The organism is Leptothoe sp. EHU-05/26/07-4, assembly GCF_043421015.1.
Lineage (GTDB): Bacteria > Cyanobacteriota > Cyanobacteriia > Phormidesmidales > Phormidesmidaceae > Leptothoe > Leptothoe turfae.
Genome location: NZ_JAXSQV010000005.1, coordinates 613,151 through 629,923, shown reverse-complemented (window position 1 = coordinate 629,923; position 16,773 = coordinate 613,151). Strand labels below are relative to the sequence as shown.

Annotated in this window: 16 protein-coding genes; 6 read left to right on the top strand and 10 right to left on the bottom strand. The window is 48.9% G+C overall.

Annotated features, from left to right (window positions below; all coding sequences use genetic code 11):
- Positions 1-274: 274 nt before the first annotated feature.
- Positions 275-3,868: an NB-ARC domain-containing protein gene (locus U2F10_RS21440; RefSeq protein WP_499873207.1), complete on the top strand. Its 3,594-nt coding sequence runs from the start codon at positions 275-277 to the stop codon at positions 3,866-3,868.
- 21 nt (positions 3,869-3,889) lie between these two features.
- On the opposite strand, the gene U2F10_RS21435 is transcribed toward U2F10_RS21440, so the two are convergent.
- Positions 3,890-4,771, bottom strand: coding sequence for an SRPBCC domain-containing protein (locus U2F10_RS21435; RefSeq protein ID WP_499873206.1), 882 nt, complete (start codon positions 4,769-4,771; stop codon positions 3,890-3,892).
- 228 nt (positions 4,772-4,999) lie between these two features.
- Here U2F10_RS21435 and U2F10_RS21430 point away from each other — a divergent pair, with 228 nt between their 5' ends.
- Positions 5,000-6,397, top strand: a complete 1,398-nt coding sequence (locus U2F10_RS21430) for an NAD-dependent malic enzyme (RefSeq protein WP_163662209.1) — start codon at positions 5,000-5,002, stop codon at positions 6,395-6,397.
- A 236-nt stretch (positions 6,398-6,633) separates the two neighbouring features.
- The gene (locus U2F10_RS21425; RefSeq protein ID WP_163662211.1) at positions 6,634-6,927 is read left to right on the top strand and encodes a YiaA/YiaB family inner membrane protein; all 294 of its coding nucleotides are present in this window, start codon (positions 6,634-6,636) and stop codon (positions 6,925-6,927) included.
- Between the two features lie 5 nt (positions 6,928-6,932).
- Here the strand turns inward: U2F10_RS21425 and U2F10_RS21420 are convergent, their stop codons facing one another.
- From U2F10_RS21420 to petN, 3 genes are read right to left on the bottom strand one after another with little or no spacing between them, the layout of a single operon-like run.
- A complete protein-coding gene (locus tag U2F10_RS21420; protein WP_499061181.1) occupies positions 6,933-8,273 on the bottom strand; it encodes a 16S rRNA (cytosine(967)-C(5))-methyltransferase in 1,341 nt (446 codons plus the stop codon).
- Between the two features lies 1 nt (position 8,274).
- Positions 8,275-8,511 (bottom strand): hypothetical protein, encoded by a 237-nt coding sequence (locus U2F10_RS21415; protein ID WP_163661770.1) that lies wholly within the window; start codon positions 8,509-8,511, stop codon positions 8,275-8,277.
- Positions 8,512-8,529: 18 nt separating this feature from the next.
- On the bottom strand, positions 8,530-8,619 hold the full coding sequence (gene petN / locus U2F10_RS21410; protein ID WP_006516091.1) for a cytochrome b6-f complex subunit PetN: 90 nt from the start codon (positions 8,617-8,619) through the stop codon (positions 8,530-8,532).
- 125 nt (positions 8,620-8,744) lie between these two features.
- On the opposite strand from petN, the gene U2F10_RS21405 reads away from it, so the two are divergent.
- On the top strand, positions 8,745-9,161 hold the full coding sequence (locus U2F10_RS21405; RefSeq protein ID WP_163662215.1) for a hypothetical protein: 417 nt from the start codon (positions 8,745-8,747) through the stop codon (positions 9,159-9,161).
- Between the two features lie 66 nt (positions 9,162-9,227).
- Here U2F10_RS21405 and U2F10_RS21400 read toward each other — a convergent pair whose 3' ends face one another.
- From U2F10_RS21400 to U2F10_RS21380, 5 genes are all read right to left on the bottom strand, one after another.
- On the bottom strand, positions 9,228-12,122 hold the full coding sequence (locus U2F10_RS21400) for a carboxypeptidase-like regulatory domain-containing protein (protein ID WP_499873205.1): 2,895 nt from the start codon (positions 12,120-12,122) through the stop codon (positions 9,228-9,230).
- A 6-nt stretch (positions 12,123-12,128) separates the two neighbouring features.
- Entirely contained in the window at positions 12,129-12,644 is a 516-nt protein-coding gene (locus U2F10_RS21395; RefSeq protein WP_499873204.1) for a hypothetical protein, read from the bottom strand.
- Positions 12,645-12,742: 98 nt separating this feature from the next.
- A complete protein-coding gene (locus U2F10_RS21390; protein WP_499873203.1) occupies positions 12,743-13,531 on the bottom strand; it encodes a fimbrial biogenesis chaperone in 789 nt (262 codons plus the stop codon).
- Positions 13,532-13,767: 236 nt separating this feature from the next.
- Positions 13,768-14,241, bottom strand: coding sequence for a hypothetical protein (locus tag U2F10_RS21385; protein WP_499873202.1), 474 nt, complete (start codon positions 14,239-14,241; stop codon positions 13,768-13,770).
- A gap of 218 nt (positions 14,242-14,459) precedes the next feature.
- The gene (locus tag U2F10_RS21380) at positions 14,460-14,909 is read right to left on the bottom strand and encodes a hypothetical protein (protein WP_499873201.1); all 450 of its coding nucleotides are present in this window, start codon (positions 14,907-14,909) and stop codon (positions 14,460-14,462) included.
- A gap of 245 nt (positions 14,910-15,154) precedes the next feature.
- Here U2F10_RS21380 and U2F10_RS21375 point away from each other — a divergent pair, with 245 nt between their 5' ends.
- Both U2F10_RS21375 and clpP read left to right on the top strand, forming a co-directional pair.
- Positions 15,155-15,277, top strand: a complete 123-nt coding sequence (locus U2F10_RS21375; RefSeq protein ID WP_499873200.1) for a hypothetical protein — start codon at positions 15,155-15,157, stop codon at positions 15,275-15,277.
- Between the two features lie 113 nt (positions 15,278-15,390).
- Positions 15,391-15,996 (top strand): ATP-dependent Clp endopeptidase proteolytic subunit ClpP, encoded by a 606-nt coding sequence (gene clpP / locus U2F10_RS21370; RefSeq protein ID WP_006516099.1) that lies wholly within the window; start codon positions 15,391-15,393, stop codon positions 15,994-15,996.
- A 9-nt stretch (positions 15,997-16,005) separates the two neighbouring features.
- Here the strand turns inward: clpP and U2F10_RS21365 are convergent, their stop codons facing one another.
- On the bottom strand, positions 16,006-16,704 hold the full coding sequence (locus tag U2F10_RS21365) for a slr1353 family protein (RefSeq protein ID WP_163662230.1): 699 nt from the start codon (positions 16,702-16,704) through the stop codon (positions 16,006-16,008).
- Positions 16,705-16,773 lie beyond the last annotated feature (69 nt).

Here is a 16,773-nt window from a genome sequence, read left to right as displayed (position 1 = left end):
TCTAAACCAAACACCAACTGAGATCTTGACCGAGTTCTTAGGACTTTTGACCGACTTTTTTCCAAATTTGGAAAGTGACGTGCCACATTTGGAACGTCGACATCTCGCAACTTTTATTTATTTATGCTTCAGCCGAGCTCATGCTCCGTTTGGCTTCATGGTACTTACGTTATTAATAATATGAATGCACATTATGCAATTGATAGATGAGTACTGTCAGTAAAATACTTTCAGCTAGTTGATATAGTCATAAGCATGTGGAGCCCTATTGGTTATGTCTCGCTCTCTAAAGGTCCATAGTCAGTCGACTCAAACCGTTAAAAGCTCACTAAAACGATGTGGTTTTCGCAGTCAGCGCTCCCTAGCTGAGGACCTGGGAATGGCTCTATCGACCGTTAGTCGGTTTCTTAATGGCAAGCCCGTTGACTTTGCGACGTTTGTGGAAATTTGCGATCGCTTAAGCCTAGAGTGGCGAACAATCACCGACATCGCTGGTGATATTACATCCGAGACCGACTTAGAAGCATCATCAGCCCTGCCATCTGAAGCTGCTCTATTGTCTTCTGACATTATCCCACCAGAACAACCTCCTGCATCTGAGCCCACCACAGATACACCACAGCAGGATTGGGAAGAAGCCATCGACACCACTTTTTTCCATGGACGCAATGACGAACTAGCCAAATTAAAGAACGCTATTCTCACAGATGAATGCCGTCTGGTAGCGATTTTAGGTTTAGGCGGCATCGGTAAAACCAGTCTGGCCGCAAAACTAGCACAGACCGTTTCCTCAGATTTTGATGTTGTTATCTGGCGCTCTGTACGCAATGCCCCTTCCCTTAAACACCTACTTAAGGAGATGGTGCCTTTCGTATCACAGCAACAGGATATGGCACCCACTACAGAACGACTCTTCCATTGGCTACGGAGTCGACGCTGTTTGATTATTTTAGATAATGTAGAAACATTGCTAGAAAGTGGGCAATCAGGTCAATACCGTACTGGGTATGAAGACTATGGCGATCTGCTACGTCGATTTGGAGAAACCACTCACCGTAGCTGCTTAATGATCACTAGCCGAGAAAAGCCCAGCGAAATTGGCGTTTTAGAGAGCGATCAGCTATTAACCCGCTCATTTCAGCTAGGTGGATCAGCAGAAGCAGCGCAAGCCATTGTCGAAGCAAAAGGGTTGCTGGGTACCCCCGAAACAATCCAACAGTTTTGTCAACGCTATGGAAATAATCCCCTCGCCATTAAAATTGTAGGCACCTCAATTCAGTCAATCTTTGATGGGGACATTGATCTCTTTTTACGGGAAAATGCCCCTGTCTTTAATGATTTCCGTAGACTGCTCAACCAACAATTTGAGCGACTGTCTCCCCTTGAACAAAGCATTTTGTACTGGCTGGCCATCAATCGAGAATGGACAACAACATCTGAACTATTGGATGATATCTGGCCTGTAATTTCACGGGCAGATGTGTTTGATGCCTTAGAATCTCTGAGCTGGCGGTCACTGATCGAAGTAAAAGGAGGTCAATATACTCAGCAACCGGTCATTATGGAGCATGTTACTGAGCGGTTGATTCAAACTATTTATGAAGAGCTAACGATTCTGAGCCAGCCGGAAAATCTGACGCTCGCAACGGCATCTCCACATCTCTTTCATACCCATACCTTATTGAAAACAACGAATAGGGATTATGTGCGTGACAGCCAGCGACGGATGATTCTTGCCCCCATCACCAAACGGTTGCAAGCACTACTGATCCAGCCACACATGGTAAGTCAATATATGATATCTATTTTGACGAATCTCAGACAGGTTGTCGCAGGCTATGGTGTTGGCAACTTTATTAACCTGTGCCGACAACTTGATGTCGATTTAACAGGCTACGATTTTTCTAATTTAGCTATTTGGCAAGCAAATCTAAAAGAAATTAGTTTGCGAGCAACCAGCTTTGCTCAAGCAAATTTTCAGAATTGTCAATTTAACCATGATTTCGGTGCCGTTATCGCTCTGGCAGTCAATCCAGATAATACTCTGCTAGCAGTTGGTGATTTGCAAGGACATATTCTCATTTGGGACCTGGAAACATATAACCATTTAGAAACCATTAACGGTCACCCGGAAGGTGTCTTTTCGATCGAGTTCTCTCCCGATGGGAAATACTTGCTCAGTGGTAGCGGTGATGCCACACTTAAACTTTGGCAGACAACTAACTACCAGTGTATCCAAACCTTTCAAGGACATCATCAAACGGTGATGTCCGTTGCCTTTTCACCAAATGGAGAACAGATTGTGAGCGCTGGTGTTGATAAGCGCATTAAACTGTGGGATATCACGAGTGGGCGATGTGTCAGAACCTTGAAAGGACACAACGGTGCCATTAGGGCAATCACGTTTGCACAGACAAAGCCAATCTTAGCAAGTGCGAGTTTTGACAATACTGTTAAGCTTTGGAATTGGGAAACAGGTCAATGCATTAACACTCTGGTAGGTCATACTCAAGGTGTCTGGAGCGTAGACTTTGGTCCGGATGACCATTTGCTAGTCAGTAGCAGTAATGACCATAGTGTTCGCGTATGGGATGCTGCCACAGGAGACTGTCTCAAGGTGTTGTCAGGGCATCAACATGCTGTTTGGTGCGTGAAAGTTAGCCCTGATGGAAACAATTTTGTCAGCGGTGATTACAGCGGTTTAATTAAGCTTTGGGATCTGAAATCTTACACATGCGAACGGTCTCTTCAAGGACATAATAGTTGGGTGTGGTCGCTTGCATTTTCTAGAGATAGCACCTTCCTTTATAGCGGAGGCCAAGACCGTACTATCCGCATATGGGAATATCAGTATGGATGTTGTATCAAAACTCTCTCGGGATACACCAATACAGTATGGGCCCTTGACTTTTCCCCAGATGGCAAAACATTAGCTAGTGGCAGTCACGATGGCAAGATTCGCCTTTGGGATATAACCCAGCAGCAATGTCGATCTACCCTTCTGCATCAAAGTTCGGTTTTTAACCTTAGCTTTAGCTCAGATGGTAACTACCTTGCCAGTGTTGGGGGAGAGCAACCTGTTGTTAAAGTTTGGCGTTTAGATAAAGAAAGCTGTTCCCAGCATTTAACTGGCCATACCGGTCTTATACGGTCAGTTAAATTCCATCCAAATAGTAACTTTTTATGCAGTACTGGCAGCGATCAGACTTGCAAACTGTGGAATATAGCCAGTAATGAAAACAATAACAACTATGTGAGAACATTTCTAGGACACAAAGAGACTATTTGGTCGGTGGCGTTCTCTCATAATGGCAGATATGTGGCAACAGGCAGCTTTGACTGTTCTGTTAGACTGTGGAACCCTGAAACAGGTGATTGTTTGCAGACATTAGATCATTCTGATCATGTGCATTCAGTTGTATTCAGTTCTGATGACCGTTTATTAGCTAGCACTAGTTCTGATACGACGGTCAGGATTTGGAATGTTCAAACTGGTGAGTGTCTCAAAACGTTGACAGGCTTTGCTAATGCTGTTTTGACAGGCTTATTTCTATTAGATAGTTCTCAGTATGTGAGTGGCGAATTTAATGGCAATCTCAAAATTTGGGATGTGGAAAGCGGCCAATGTCAGCACACCATACAGGCCCATAACCATATTCTTTGGGCTCTAGCCTTGAGCCCGAATGGTCAGATACTTGCCAGTGGTGGAGAAGGAGACACCATTAAACTCTGGGACACCCAATCATGGCAGTGTATTGGCACTCTACAGTTGCCTGGCCCCTATGAAGGGATGAATCTAACCAACGCCACAGGGTTATCAACAGCAGAAAAAACAGCACTCTATGCGTTGGGTGCTGTTTCTGCATAGGTCGTCACAGCATTCAAACGATTACCAACCATCATCGCGGTAGTCTTGATCGTCACGATAGTCACGGTCTGGGTAGTTGCGATCGCTCCTCCGCTCATCAGACCCTCGACCACGATAGCCCCGGTCATCATAGCCTTGGCCACGATCCCCCTGATTGTCATAGCCCTGATCGCGATATTGCCGATCATCATAGCCACGCTGGGGATAATCACGGCCTGATCCCTGATCCGAATAGCCTCGCTCTGGATAACCCTGGTCTGGATAACCGCCTCTACCACCCTGGTTACCGTAGCGTTGGTCATCATAGCCGCCACGACCGTAGCCACGATCGTCATAGCCCCTGTCCTGGTAGCCCCTGCCCCCCTGGTTGCCATAGCCCAAATCATCATAGCCACGACCATAACCACGATCACCATAGGGATCGCGATTTCTGCCATAGGGGTTGCCATAGGGATCTCGCTGAGGCTTGCCGCCACTTTCCACATAGCGCTTCAGCTGGTAAGCCATGCGTCGCAGTCCATCCCGCTCATCCTCTCGAATAAACGGTAGAAAGATGCCCGATAGGGGACCGACAAAAATATCGCGATGCAAATAGCGCGTCCGCCCAGGGGTTACTTCTTGCATTTCAAAGGAATGCTCTGTTTTTAACCCTGGAATTTTCGAAACCCACCTTAGACAGTTACCTGGTCGTAAGGTGGTTACCACGGGCTGAAATTCCGTATCAGCATCGCCTTCAATGCGCTGCATCGCCAGAAATACTTCGCGACCTAGCATAAAGTTTGAGCGCGGATCACAATCGTAGAGAAACGTATTCCAATAACGCCAGTCTTCCTTACGAACCAAGGCATCCCAGACTGCAGCAGCGGTGGCATTAATTTCAATTTCAGCGTAGAGACTTGGCATAGTGCGAAGGCAATGGGGAGTGGGCAATGGGGAGTGGGCAATGGGGAGATTTTGTAGGAGCATTCCATGAAAATCTCCTACAGAAAGGCACAGAGCGCCGTAGGAAAAGAAATTATTTTGTGACCGCCTTTTTATATGGTTGGTTTCAGGGGTCGCGAGATGGGACCATCAAGGCTTAACATTTTTTTTACTACATACCCGCTCCCTATCATCCGAGGTTTTTAGAAAATGGTCAGCTTGACACCGAACCCTAGCTATAGTTTAACCATCCGCATGCATGTGCCCAACCAAGCAGGCATGTTGGCTAAGGTGACCCAGGCAATCGCCGATGCTGGCGGAAGTCTGGGTGACATTGATGTGGTGGAACGATGTCGAGAAAACGTTACCCGCGATGTCAGTGTGGATGCTGCTAGTGCTGAACATGCCGAGGAAATTGTTAATGCAATATATGCCCTAGAGCAGATCGAAGTGGTAAAGGTGCACGATCGCACCTTTAAGCTGCACGAAGGCGGCAAAATCCACATGGAATGCAAGGCCCCTGTGCGCAGTCAAGAAGATTTAGCCATGGCCTATACCCCCGGTGTAGGACGGGTGTGTTCTGAAATTGCGCGGCATCCGGAACGGGTGTATGACCTGACCATTAAATCCAATACAGTGGCAATTGTCACCGATGGCAGTGCCGTCTTAGGACTGGGCAATTTGGGACCCGAGGGTGCTTTGCCAGTGATGGAAGGGAAAGCGATGCTGTTTAAGGAGTTTGCAGGTTTAGATGGCTTTCCCATTTGCCTCAATACCCAGGACACCGATGAAATTGTGGAGACAGTGAAACGAATTGCGCCAGTATTTGGTGGCGTCAATTTAGAAGATATCAGTGCCCCCCGTTGTTTTGAAATTGAAGCCCGTCTTCAGAAGGAACTGGATATTCCTATTTTTCATGACGACCAGCATGGGACAGCCATTGTCAGTCTGGCCGCTTTGGTAAATGCTCTCAAGGTCGTGGGCAAAGAACCACAAATGGCAGAAATTAAACTTGTCATCAATGGTGCAGGTGCCGCAGGCCTGGCCATGGCACGGCTATTCAAGAAAGCAGGAGTTAATCACATTACGGTGTGTGATTCAAAGGGAATTATCAGTCGCGATCGCACCGATCTCAACAGCCGCAAACAAGAATTTGTCGTGGACCAAGGCGGCACCCTCGCCGATGCCATGGTAGGCGCAGACGTATTTATGGGGGTAAGCGCTCCTGGTGTCGTCACCGTAGACATGGTGAAATCCATGGCCAAAGATCCCATCGTTTTTGCCATGGCCAATCCGGTACCCGAAATTCAGCCTGAATTATTAGACGGCATCGTGGCTGTCATGGCTACGGGACGTAGCGATTACCCTAACCAGATTAATAATGTGCTGGCATTTCCTGGCCTGTTGCGGGGGGCCATTGACTGTCGTGCTGAAGCGATTACCACCAGCATGTTTTTGCATGCAGCCCATGCGATCTCAACGCTGATTCCCGACAACGAGCTACGTCCTGACCACATTGTCCCCTCAGTGTTTGATCATCGGGTAGCGACTGCAGTCGCAGCTGCCGTGCAACAAGCCGCTCGCGATGCTGGAGTAGCCAGAAACTAGACCTAGCAAACTTTGGCAAGCAAAAAGTTGTTGCACAGTCAGTTGCAGCCGGATGTCATTTAAACAAGAAATGACATCCGGCTATATCCATCAGAAATGCGATCAACTTCGGAGAACTTCGATGATGTTGGCAACAGTTGAGATCTCTTGACGTCATTGAGTACGTCTCATGGCACCTTCATCTTTCCTTTGGAGAAACTAGCACTATGGCAAACGTTTTTTCCGAAGAGAAACCAATGACGACAACTAAAAAGTTCAATACTCCCAACAGTCATACCACTGCCTGGATTGCTCAAACCTGGTTATCCTTTGTTGTTTCAATCTCAGCCACTGCTATCGGCATCATCTATTTACCAGCTGATGTCTGGTTAAAAGGGTACTTGGGTATGGGTTTACTCTTCTCTGTTGGTTCTACAGTCAGTTTATCTAAAACAATTCGCGATCAGGAAGAAGCCAAGCGTATGCTCAGTCGCATTGATGAAGCAAAATTAGAGCGGTTGTTGGCAGACTATGATCCGTTCAAACAATAATGCCCTTACACGATTCGTCGCATTCTCACCATGAAGAAACCGTCCATATCCTGTTTGTGGGGCCATACCATGGCCCACCCCTGGTTTGTAACAAAGGGTGCTACAGGAGAATCGTCTTCAGGGGGATCAATCTGCCAATCAGGGTGATCGGAGAGAAAGGCCTGAATCAAGTTTTGATTTTCATCGGGATGGAGAGTACAGGTGGAATAAACCAGCACACCATCTGGCTTCACCCAATCCACTGCGGCCTCAAGTAATTCTCGTTGTAGGGTGGTGAGACCGGCAATGGAGTTGGGCGTCTGCCGCCAGCGGGCATCGGCGTGGCGATGCAGTGTTCCCAAACCAGAACAGGGCACATCTAACAATACTCGGTCGGCAATTCCCTTAAACTCGGGATGCTCGCGACTATCTCCCATCACCGTTTCGATGCTGTTGAGCTGAAGTCGCTTGGCATTCTGACGGATCTTATTAAGGCGAGAAGAGGTGCGATCGCAACCTAACACCCGTCCCCGATCCTCCATCATTTCTGCCAGATGCGTCGTTTTTCCCCCCGGTGCTCCACAGGCATCAATCACCGTTTCACCAGGCTGGGGATCCACCAAGTAGCTAACTAGCTGGGCGCTGCTATCCTGCACCATCCACCAACCTGCTTCATAGCCTGGCAGCTGGCGCACATTTCCCATGGGACCCACAATCCTGAGGGCATCTGGAATGCCGCCATGGGGTACCACCGTTAGCCCGTGATCTGTCAGTGCAGTGGATACCTGATCAACCGTTGTACGCAATCGATTCACCCGCAGGTCAATCTTAGGGGCTTGATTGAACCATTCACAAAGCCTGGCCACATCTGCAGCAGGCACTAGCTGCTGCCAGGCTTGGATAATCCAATCGGGATAACTGTGCAAAACACCGAGGGCTGCGATCTCATCGGTGGGCAACTGTAGCGGATCACCCTTCGCTTCTTGCAGGCGGATATATTGCCGCAACATGCCATTCACCACACCGCTGAGTTTGCCGAGACGCTGCTGTTTGGCCAGCTGAACTGTTGTATCTACAACAGCATGATTGGGCACATGATCCAGATAACGTAGCTGATAGAATCCAACGTGCAGAATACGACGTAAATCGGCAGGCTGCTGATCAGCTCGCCGCTTACCCAGTTGATCAATCAGCGCATCCAGGGTGCGTTGGCGGCGTACGGTGCCATAGATTAATTCTGTCGCCAAACGTCTATCGGCGGGCATCAACGTAAATTTGCCGATATTGCGCTCCAGGGCAACATCGGCAAATGCACCTTTGTCTATGTCTCTGAGTACTGTGAAGGCTAGCTGTCGCGCCGATATCAAACTATTTCTTACCCTTACGCTTATTACGTGCAGGAGTACGACTATCGGATGCCTCTTGAGAGCGCTTACGCTTGTTGCGCACAGGTACGCGATTATCCAACGCTTCCTGAGAGCGCTTGCGTTTATCTTGCCACTCTATGGCAGTTAAATAAATTACACCGCCAGTCACAAACAGCAAAAGTAGCGCTGCTAAACTAGCTAGAACACCGTACGCTTGAGCTTCTAATGCACCTGTCATCGAAATATAGCTAATCCCTTAGAAACCGTTGCGACCCCAAATTACCATCGAGATGGAGAAGCTGAAGAAAGCAAGTAATCCAACCCAACCGAGTGTCAAAATATCCATATCGCCTAACTTGCGTTGTTGACTAAACTAAAAGCGCCGCTCAATCGGCTATTTCTATCATACGGTAGATCAATGCCCGATTTTTGGGTGATGGCAAAATTGACGCAGAACAGACAGCTAATGCTATGGACCAAGAACGTGTTGAATCAATCAAAGCTGGAGGTTTGGCTGCGCTAACAGGTACTGGTGTGAGTGCTATGTTGATCGCGTTACACCCTCATCTGCTTAGTGCCAGCGCTTTGACTACCGGCATACTACGGGTTGCTGTAGCCACCGTCTGTGCATTTCTATTTGGGGTCACTTACCGCTACATCGTCCGTAACGACTCCAACCCTCACCTGCGAAGTGGTGCCGTGGGTGCCTTTGCCCTCACCCGCAGCCTGGGGCAACTAGAAAGCATCACGCCTCCAGACCTTGCTTTATCGGGTGCCTTACCCCTGGCAGTACCCATTGTCGAAAGCTTTGGTCTATTTATGTGTATCCGTTTAGTTTTGGACTGGGGTCTGAAGCAACAATGGTTTCAACCGTTCGAGTCTGATTGACTACTGGCCATAGTTTGCTGTACTGGAATACGTAAAATGTTATTCCACCAAACTCATAAATCAGGATTAGCGAGTTAGCGAGCCGATATCAAGTCTAGGGCGCTGAGTTTCAATGGCATCAGGCCTCACTTTAAAGTTGATTTCCTGAAAAGGCTCAGTACTGTCATTGAAATTGAGGATCGTATCGGCAACAGACCGCTCACCAATTTCAAAACGATAGTCTCCTTGGGGCATACCTTCCAGATAAAAGACACCAGCACCATTGGTGACAGACAGGTGACGAGAATCGGAGCTGGTATGGATTGCCTGAACGTTCTGTCCTGCCATGGCATTACCATCGGCGTCTAATACCACCCCTGAAATACTAAAAGACAGTCCCAGGGGAATCGAGAGGTGCGTGTACTCACCAGGGGCAATATCGGCAGCAAACGCCCGAGAAACGGCCTGACGATCAAGTGGAAATCCAGCCGGGTCTAAATCGATGCGATAGACCCCTGGCGCTAGGACGACTGTGGCATAGTTTTTCTGACGATGGGGCTGATAGCGATCTAAAGATTCGTGGTTGATGGTAATCAGCAGGTCTAGATCTTCTAGATATGTGGATTCTCCTGGATCCTGTTGGCCATTGTTGTTGTCATCCAGAAAAGGTTGAATCATCAACCCCCCCTGAGTTCGCAACCAGTCCTGACGTCGGTTGCCAAAATTTAAACCCTGCTGAAGATTGAGACGGGGGGATAGCTCCAGGCGAAAGGTGCTCTGGTCGGAAAAAGCGGATACCTCTTGATAGCGGGCACGCAGGTCTAACCCAGGCAGAATACCGGTGGCAAAATTGGCGAAGGGGCCACTACCGGCTGTGCCGATACCATAGCCCAGTTCGATATCCCATAGGGAACGACCGTCAATGTTGCGATCGCTCGATTGATATCGCCAACTAGCCATTGCCAGTTGACTAAAATCATTCAGGTTGCGGGTCTCATAGCCAATATTTAAGGAATGCCCCAGACTATTGGCAGGGTTTCCCGATAAATTGTAAATGAGCTGGGACTGGGTGGTAATTTCATCGCCACGATGACGCAGCCCCAGGGAACCGTAGCGGGCATTGGTATGCCAGCGGAGATTGCCATTAGTATCAACATTGGCCAGGCCAAATAGATAAAATTTGCCCCGAGTTAGATTGACTCGGGTCCCTACAGCCAGGGCATCGTCCCTGGTATTCCCTGAGGCTGTCAGGGCGATGCTGGGTAATAGCTGCCAATCGGCTCGCAGGCGTTGGGAAAAGCGATCGCTGTTAAAATCAATAGCCAGGTCATCCGTTGGTTGCCAGCGCATGTCAGCATTGACATCGACATCACTATCTCCAGGCGTTAGCATCACCGACATCGCCGCCTTAAGGGGAATATTACTGGGACTGTAAAAGACTTCACTAAGCAATGTCAGGGAACTATCCTGGATAACACCAGCCCCGAGGGTAAGGGATTCACTCACACCAGTCCGATAGCCAATACCACCTCGAAAATTATGGAAATCGCCCCAAAATTGGGGTTCCTCCTGGTTATTCCTCTGTCGATTAAATCCAGCCGATAGCACTAGGGCCGATGCCCCCATCGGTAACTGCCCTGGCAAACTTGAAAAGGTGGCATCATATTCATCCGGGCTGGCTGCCAGCTGGCCATCGGGAAAGAGCAATACCCGATAACGGCCAAAGCCTGTGGTAGCTACATCGGTAAACCGATATAGACCAGAGGAATCCACCAGAACTTCATCGATAACTTGGTTGTTACGGGCCAGCTGTACCAAGGTACCAGGCTCGGCTTCACCACTAACCGTACGATCCAGGTTAGTGGCCTGGAGACGCCGACGTGGGTTAAAACCACCACTGCCGCGCTGGGCAGGGGGTTCAAATCCCCAGCGTTGCACCAGGGTCGCCCCCCAATAGTCACCACCTTGACTTTGCCAAAAAGTGGGCTGGGACCCCAGGGTATAGTCGCTATGGTCACCATAGTGCAAGTACTGTAGTTCATTTAGATACCAGCTCGATTGGTCATCTAGACTGGGTTGATCGATTTCGGCATACCACGCCCCCCCAAAGGCTGTTCCCACCGCATTGAATCGTCCCCGCCAGTTAGTGGAACCGGACCGATCACCACTAGCGGTACGTCCCGACAGGGTGGTTTGTTGGCCAATGCCACTGAGGCTAAACCGATTTGAGTTCAACTCAGGTAGTCCATCGGTGACAATAGGGGCGACAACGGTTTGTTGCTGTTGCGACCGTTGCTCCGGTGGGGCAAACCGAATCACATAATCGGCCATGTCAAAGGTGGCGGAGATGCCCAAATAGGCCTCTATCTCAGCAATGGAGAGCACCCGCCCCAGGTTTGGATCGATGGTAAATTCATTGGGATGAATACGGGTAACCGCAGCTGGCGATCGCAACTCCAGCTCGCCATCATCCCAAACAGTGACCTGCACATTGAGCACCTGCACCACATCATCAAAGGACAGTTGCCACTGTTCAAAGTCAATGGGGCGCTCACCATTTTCATTCCCCTTAACCAAGGTAGTGGGCAAAACATTGCGATTCCCCAGGCTCACCCCCACTGGAAATACAACAAAGTCAGGTGTAGAAGTATTAGGATCAAGGGTAGGAGCATTATTCTCCCCAGGCTCAACATCATCTTCAATATCCACCACAGCTGCATCTGAACCTTTGTCAGCAATAGACTCAGCAGGAGCTAGTGCATTAGGCTGGAGAGAATCTGTAGTTTCAGAAACTGGCTCAGAAGAAAAGAGTTCTCTGGGGTGAGGAGAGTCTTTATTTAGGTCAGATAATTCCTCTGACTCCCCATAGGCTCTCCCCCCTGAGAGGGGTAAACTCTCAGCCAGAGCGACAGTGGTCAACAACAACAGCCACCAAAGGGTGACAAACAGGTGTAGACTGCATCGCCAACTTACCAGGGCCATGGTTGTTTACAAAGGAGTCACGGTGAGTCGCACAGTATAGGTATAACGCCCTGGTGGATAGGCTTGGGGACGTTCCACCCGCATCCGGACACCAAGATCAACGCTGCCGGTTTCCCTGATTAGTAGTGGGTGACCATGGACCACTTCGTTGCCATTATGGCTCACATAGCCAGTATGCTGGGTGCCCACTGGATCAGTAAATCCAGCAGGTGTGGGGGGTGTGGCCATAATGGCAAATGGCTCGCTCACCTGAAGATTCAAAATAGCCGGATCGATGGCTTCTAATGTGGTTTGGCCAGCATCAACAATGTCTAAGGGGGATAGATCGACTAGGTGGCTATTGATGATTTGAGCGTGTGCCGGGGCTGAACCAAAAGCCACCAGTCCCCCCACCAAAACTGATGGCAGCATACGCAACAACACAGTGTCCATAATGGTGTGAATAGTGATGTGAATGGTACGAACGAGAGAATTTAAACCAGAGAATGTGAACCAGATAAAACCGCGTCCGAATTTAGTCAACCCGATTAAACATGAACACTTTCGTAGGGGCAATCCTTATCATTGCCCTGCGATATCGGGGGCAGGTGTCCAGGATTTCGTAAATACAATTTGTGTTGTCAGGAAACGTTGAGTGAGACAGAAAACGGTTGAGTTAATTCTGTTTCACCATCGCGCCAGCTCAGTTCCCCCGTAATTTCATAGGTCCCTGGGGTGAGGGGGCGATCAGGGATAAGATGCAGATTGCGATCTCCACCCGCCATCACACTAGTCGAAATCGTTTCGCCGCTAGTCACTGTCTCACCAACCCGCTGAATCGTCCACTGGGCCTTAGGTCGAGCGGAACCTGAGCCACTGTTGGCCACCAGTAATTCGACGTACTGTTGCTCCACATCCCACTGGGCACCGGTGACAGCCAGACTAGCAGTTACTTTTCCTTGACGCACATAAATAGTTGCCCCCACACGGGTAACAATACCGACGTTACTGCCCACCTGACGTGTTGCATCCAAGGGTTCAGTAAAAATCACGGCCCGATATTCTCCCTCCGGTAGATTGGGGGGAAATATGCTAATTAACCTAACCCTACGCTCACTTTGGGCTGGAATCACCAATTCACGTGGCGAAAACTGCAAGTAGGGGGTGAGATCCTCTGGTGAATTTTCCAGCAGCATAAACCCATTATCCCGTTCATAGGTAAAAGGCTCAGCATAAACCCGCACCCGCATAGCTTCACCCCCATTATTGTTAACGCGCAATACCCCCTGGGCTCGGCCTCGTTGGGCCTCTGTTTCGATGACCAACGGTGACAGCCCCATTTGGGCAAAGGCTACAGGACTCGTAACTAAGCAAGCTAGGCCAACCGCCCAACCGCACCAGCGACTGGCCCCATAAAACGGTAATGACATTCTGGGTCGTGACATTCTAGGATAAGTTCTAGAGAACAAGACTTAGCAACATAGCCCTAAGATGCCCAGGCAAGTTTATGTGTCATCGTTGCAGGTCAGTTTTGATTTGACTCAGCATCATGCAGGGATTTCTCGCTAATGCCATTTTTAATAACCCAAAAACAGCGTCTCCACCTATCCGAGAAAACACTGTTTTTTGCACCTTGTCCTATGTTGTTATTTAGGATTTTAAGTTTCTAGTTGGGCGTAGCTGTAACCGTGACACTAAACTCATAGTTACCGCTAGGGATGGGGGATTGGTTATCGTAAGCCATGCCAACATTTAGTTGGGTCAGCCCTGGGGAAATAAATACAGTGTCACCTCCCAGGGGAGTACCGACTGGAGCCATAAAGCTCTCCTGAAAACCAGTGATACTCAAGGCTGGCCCAGCAGTCTGCATTGGAGGAGCTGCTGTCACTACGGCGGGGCCATTGCAGTCAGCTGTGATCTGGGCTGGAGTGCCATAACCCTCATCAGCGAAGAACCGATAGCCCATGGCACCCCCACCATCCGCTTCAATCTGACCGCTGCTGACCAGGCTTAAAAGACACTGCTCATAAACCACCCCATCAAAAGGCACATCTAGACTATCATCGGCAAAGGCTTTGGGGGTCCAACAGACCATGGCCCCAAGCATCAAAACAGAACAGGCGACAAAATAACGTTTCATAATTCAGGCAATAGTTTGATGATCAATCAATGCGTCTACCAAATCCGAATTCAGTAACCCCGATTCACAATGGACACCCTCCTTGGAGGTGTGCCTTGGCAGGGCTGTGCCTTGTGCCGGCCCTGGGATACCAGACGCCATCAACCAGGATTTGATATTGAATATATAGGGAATAGCTCTAATTGTTCTGGTGTTGAGCTACCCCTAAAAACTGTCGTTTAGTTAGGCGTTGCCGTTAGCAGCACATTGAAAAGGTAATTACCATTTTCAATAGGGGTATTGCCACTGTCGGCATGCATTTCTATCCCAAAACTTTCACCACCAGCGGCCACACTAATATTCTGGCTAGGACCACCATTAGTGGGAATTAAATCAGCAATCGCGAAGGGGAATGGGGTAGTTCCCTCAACTTGGTTCACACTGGTCACCATAACATTGGCGGGAGAGCTACAGTTGGCAGTCACCTGGGCAGACTCTCCTACTAGCATATAGCCACTAGAAGAATCACGCTCTAATGAGCCCGGGCTATCCACAGTAAATTCGCAAATGTTGGTGATGGTGCCCTCAAATGGTACTTCAAAGTCTTCGGCAGTAGCTTTGGGGGCCAGTACTGCGACTGTACCTGCTGCGATCGCAAGCGCCAGGAAGGCAGAACAGCGAATCATCATATAAGCTTGAGCTCCAAATCAATTTTCTCTTTTGTAAGCCAAACACCCAGTCCCAAATCTTTTCTGCATTAGCGTTTGTACTTGCTTCCACCATATGGGTTAGTTAGGTTAAGTTCCCTGGGCAAGATTACGGGATTAACGATTTGCTATGGGTAAACCTGTCCGTAGTCTTTACGGAATCAATTACCCCAAAGCTATGTCAAAACACTGGTTAGGGACGCTAACCTACATTCAGGTTAAAACCTTTGGTTTTTCCCACAGACAAACTAGTACCCGATGGCAGAAATTTGGCAGCGATTTCATCCACCCATCCACCCATCGACTCATCCACATTGGATAGTGGGCAAACTTACGCCACAGAGTACTAGTGTCCTAAATAGAGACAAGGTCTAGTTTAAATCGGGTTATCCGCACTCCCCCATTGCCCCAACTAAGTCTGTACAATCGATAAAGCAAGAAAAGAACCCATACTTAGGCCCTTATGATTCCTACCGTTATTGAGCAGTCGGGTCGCGGTGAACGCGCCTTTGATATTTACTCCCGCCTTCTACGGGAGCGCATTGTATTTTTGGGGCAACAGGTGACAGCTGAGTCATCCAACCTGATTGTGGCGCAGATGCTCTTTCTAGAGGCCGAAGACCCAGAGAGAGATATCTATCTGTATATCAATTCTCCTGGTGGTTCCGTATATGACGGTCTGGGTATCTTTGACACCATGAACCACATCAAGCCCGATGTCTCCACCATCTGTGTGGGTCTGGCGGCTAGTATGGGAGCATTTTTGCTAAGTGCGGGTACCAAGGGTAAGCGCATGAGCCTGCCAAACTCACGCATCATGATTCACCAGCCTCTGGGTGGCGCTCAAGGTCAGGCGACTGATATTGAAATTCAAGCCAAGGAAATTCTTTACATTAAGAAAACATTGAATGATGCCCTGGCAGCTCACACTGGTCAGCCCATTGAACGCATTACAGAAGACACTGAGCGCGACTTCTTTATGTCCCCCAGTGAAGCGGTTGAATACGGTTTGATCGATCAGGTGATTGATCGTCATGCCATTGGCAGCCGTCCAACTGTAGTTGAGTAGGGCTCAAAACTACCTCATACTTGGAGTTGCCTGAGATTCTAGATACAGCAAAAACGTCAGAATTTCTTCGTCCGTTAACTGCTGACGGGAGCGTTTATTAAAGGTTTTCTCTAGATAGCTTCGCCCTTGTACATTACTCCAGCCAAGACGAGCCATTTCTACATCGGTCTGGGCAATGATGTCCGACAGATCTACAGGGTTGGTATCGTCAAAATTTTCGATTGCTGTGGCGGCCAGGGATGATGCTGGAACCTCAGAAGGAGCTGGAGCTTCATCCGGTGTGATGCTGTCAATGGGCCGACCTATGTCTTCCGAGTCTTCAATCTCAGGTTCGACAGGTTCGACAGATAGATGGGTTAATTCTGGTTTCTCAGATGGGGCGGTTTCACTAACGGGAATGGAGGTATCTGTAGCTTGTTGTGCGGAGACACTCGGCTCAGGAACCAATTGCTGAGGTTTGACAAGACCGTTTTTGTGCTCCTGGGAAGTCCCTTGTGCAAAGCCCAGCATCGCCAGGGCACGGGCTTTTGCCTGATCATCTGCCTCGGCCAGGCTAGCATCTGCGGCTAAGGCTGTAACAATTACTGTTTCGCCAATTGTCACGGTGGCTTTCACTAGATATTGCTCGGCGTGGGTTGTAAGCAGTTCAGTCGTTAGGCTGCCATCGGTATACTGGTGACGAAATTGGGCAAAAAGTGAGGAAATCACGGGCGGGAAATCCGTTGACTAGTATGTCGGTGAATAGTATCCGATCTATTCTAAACAAGGGTGTACCTA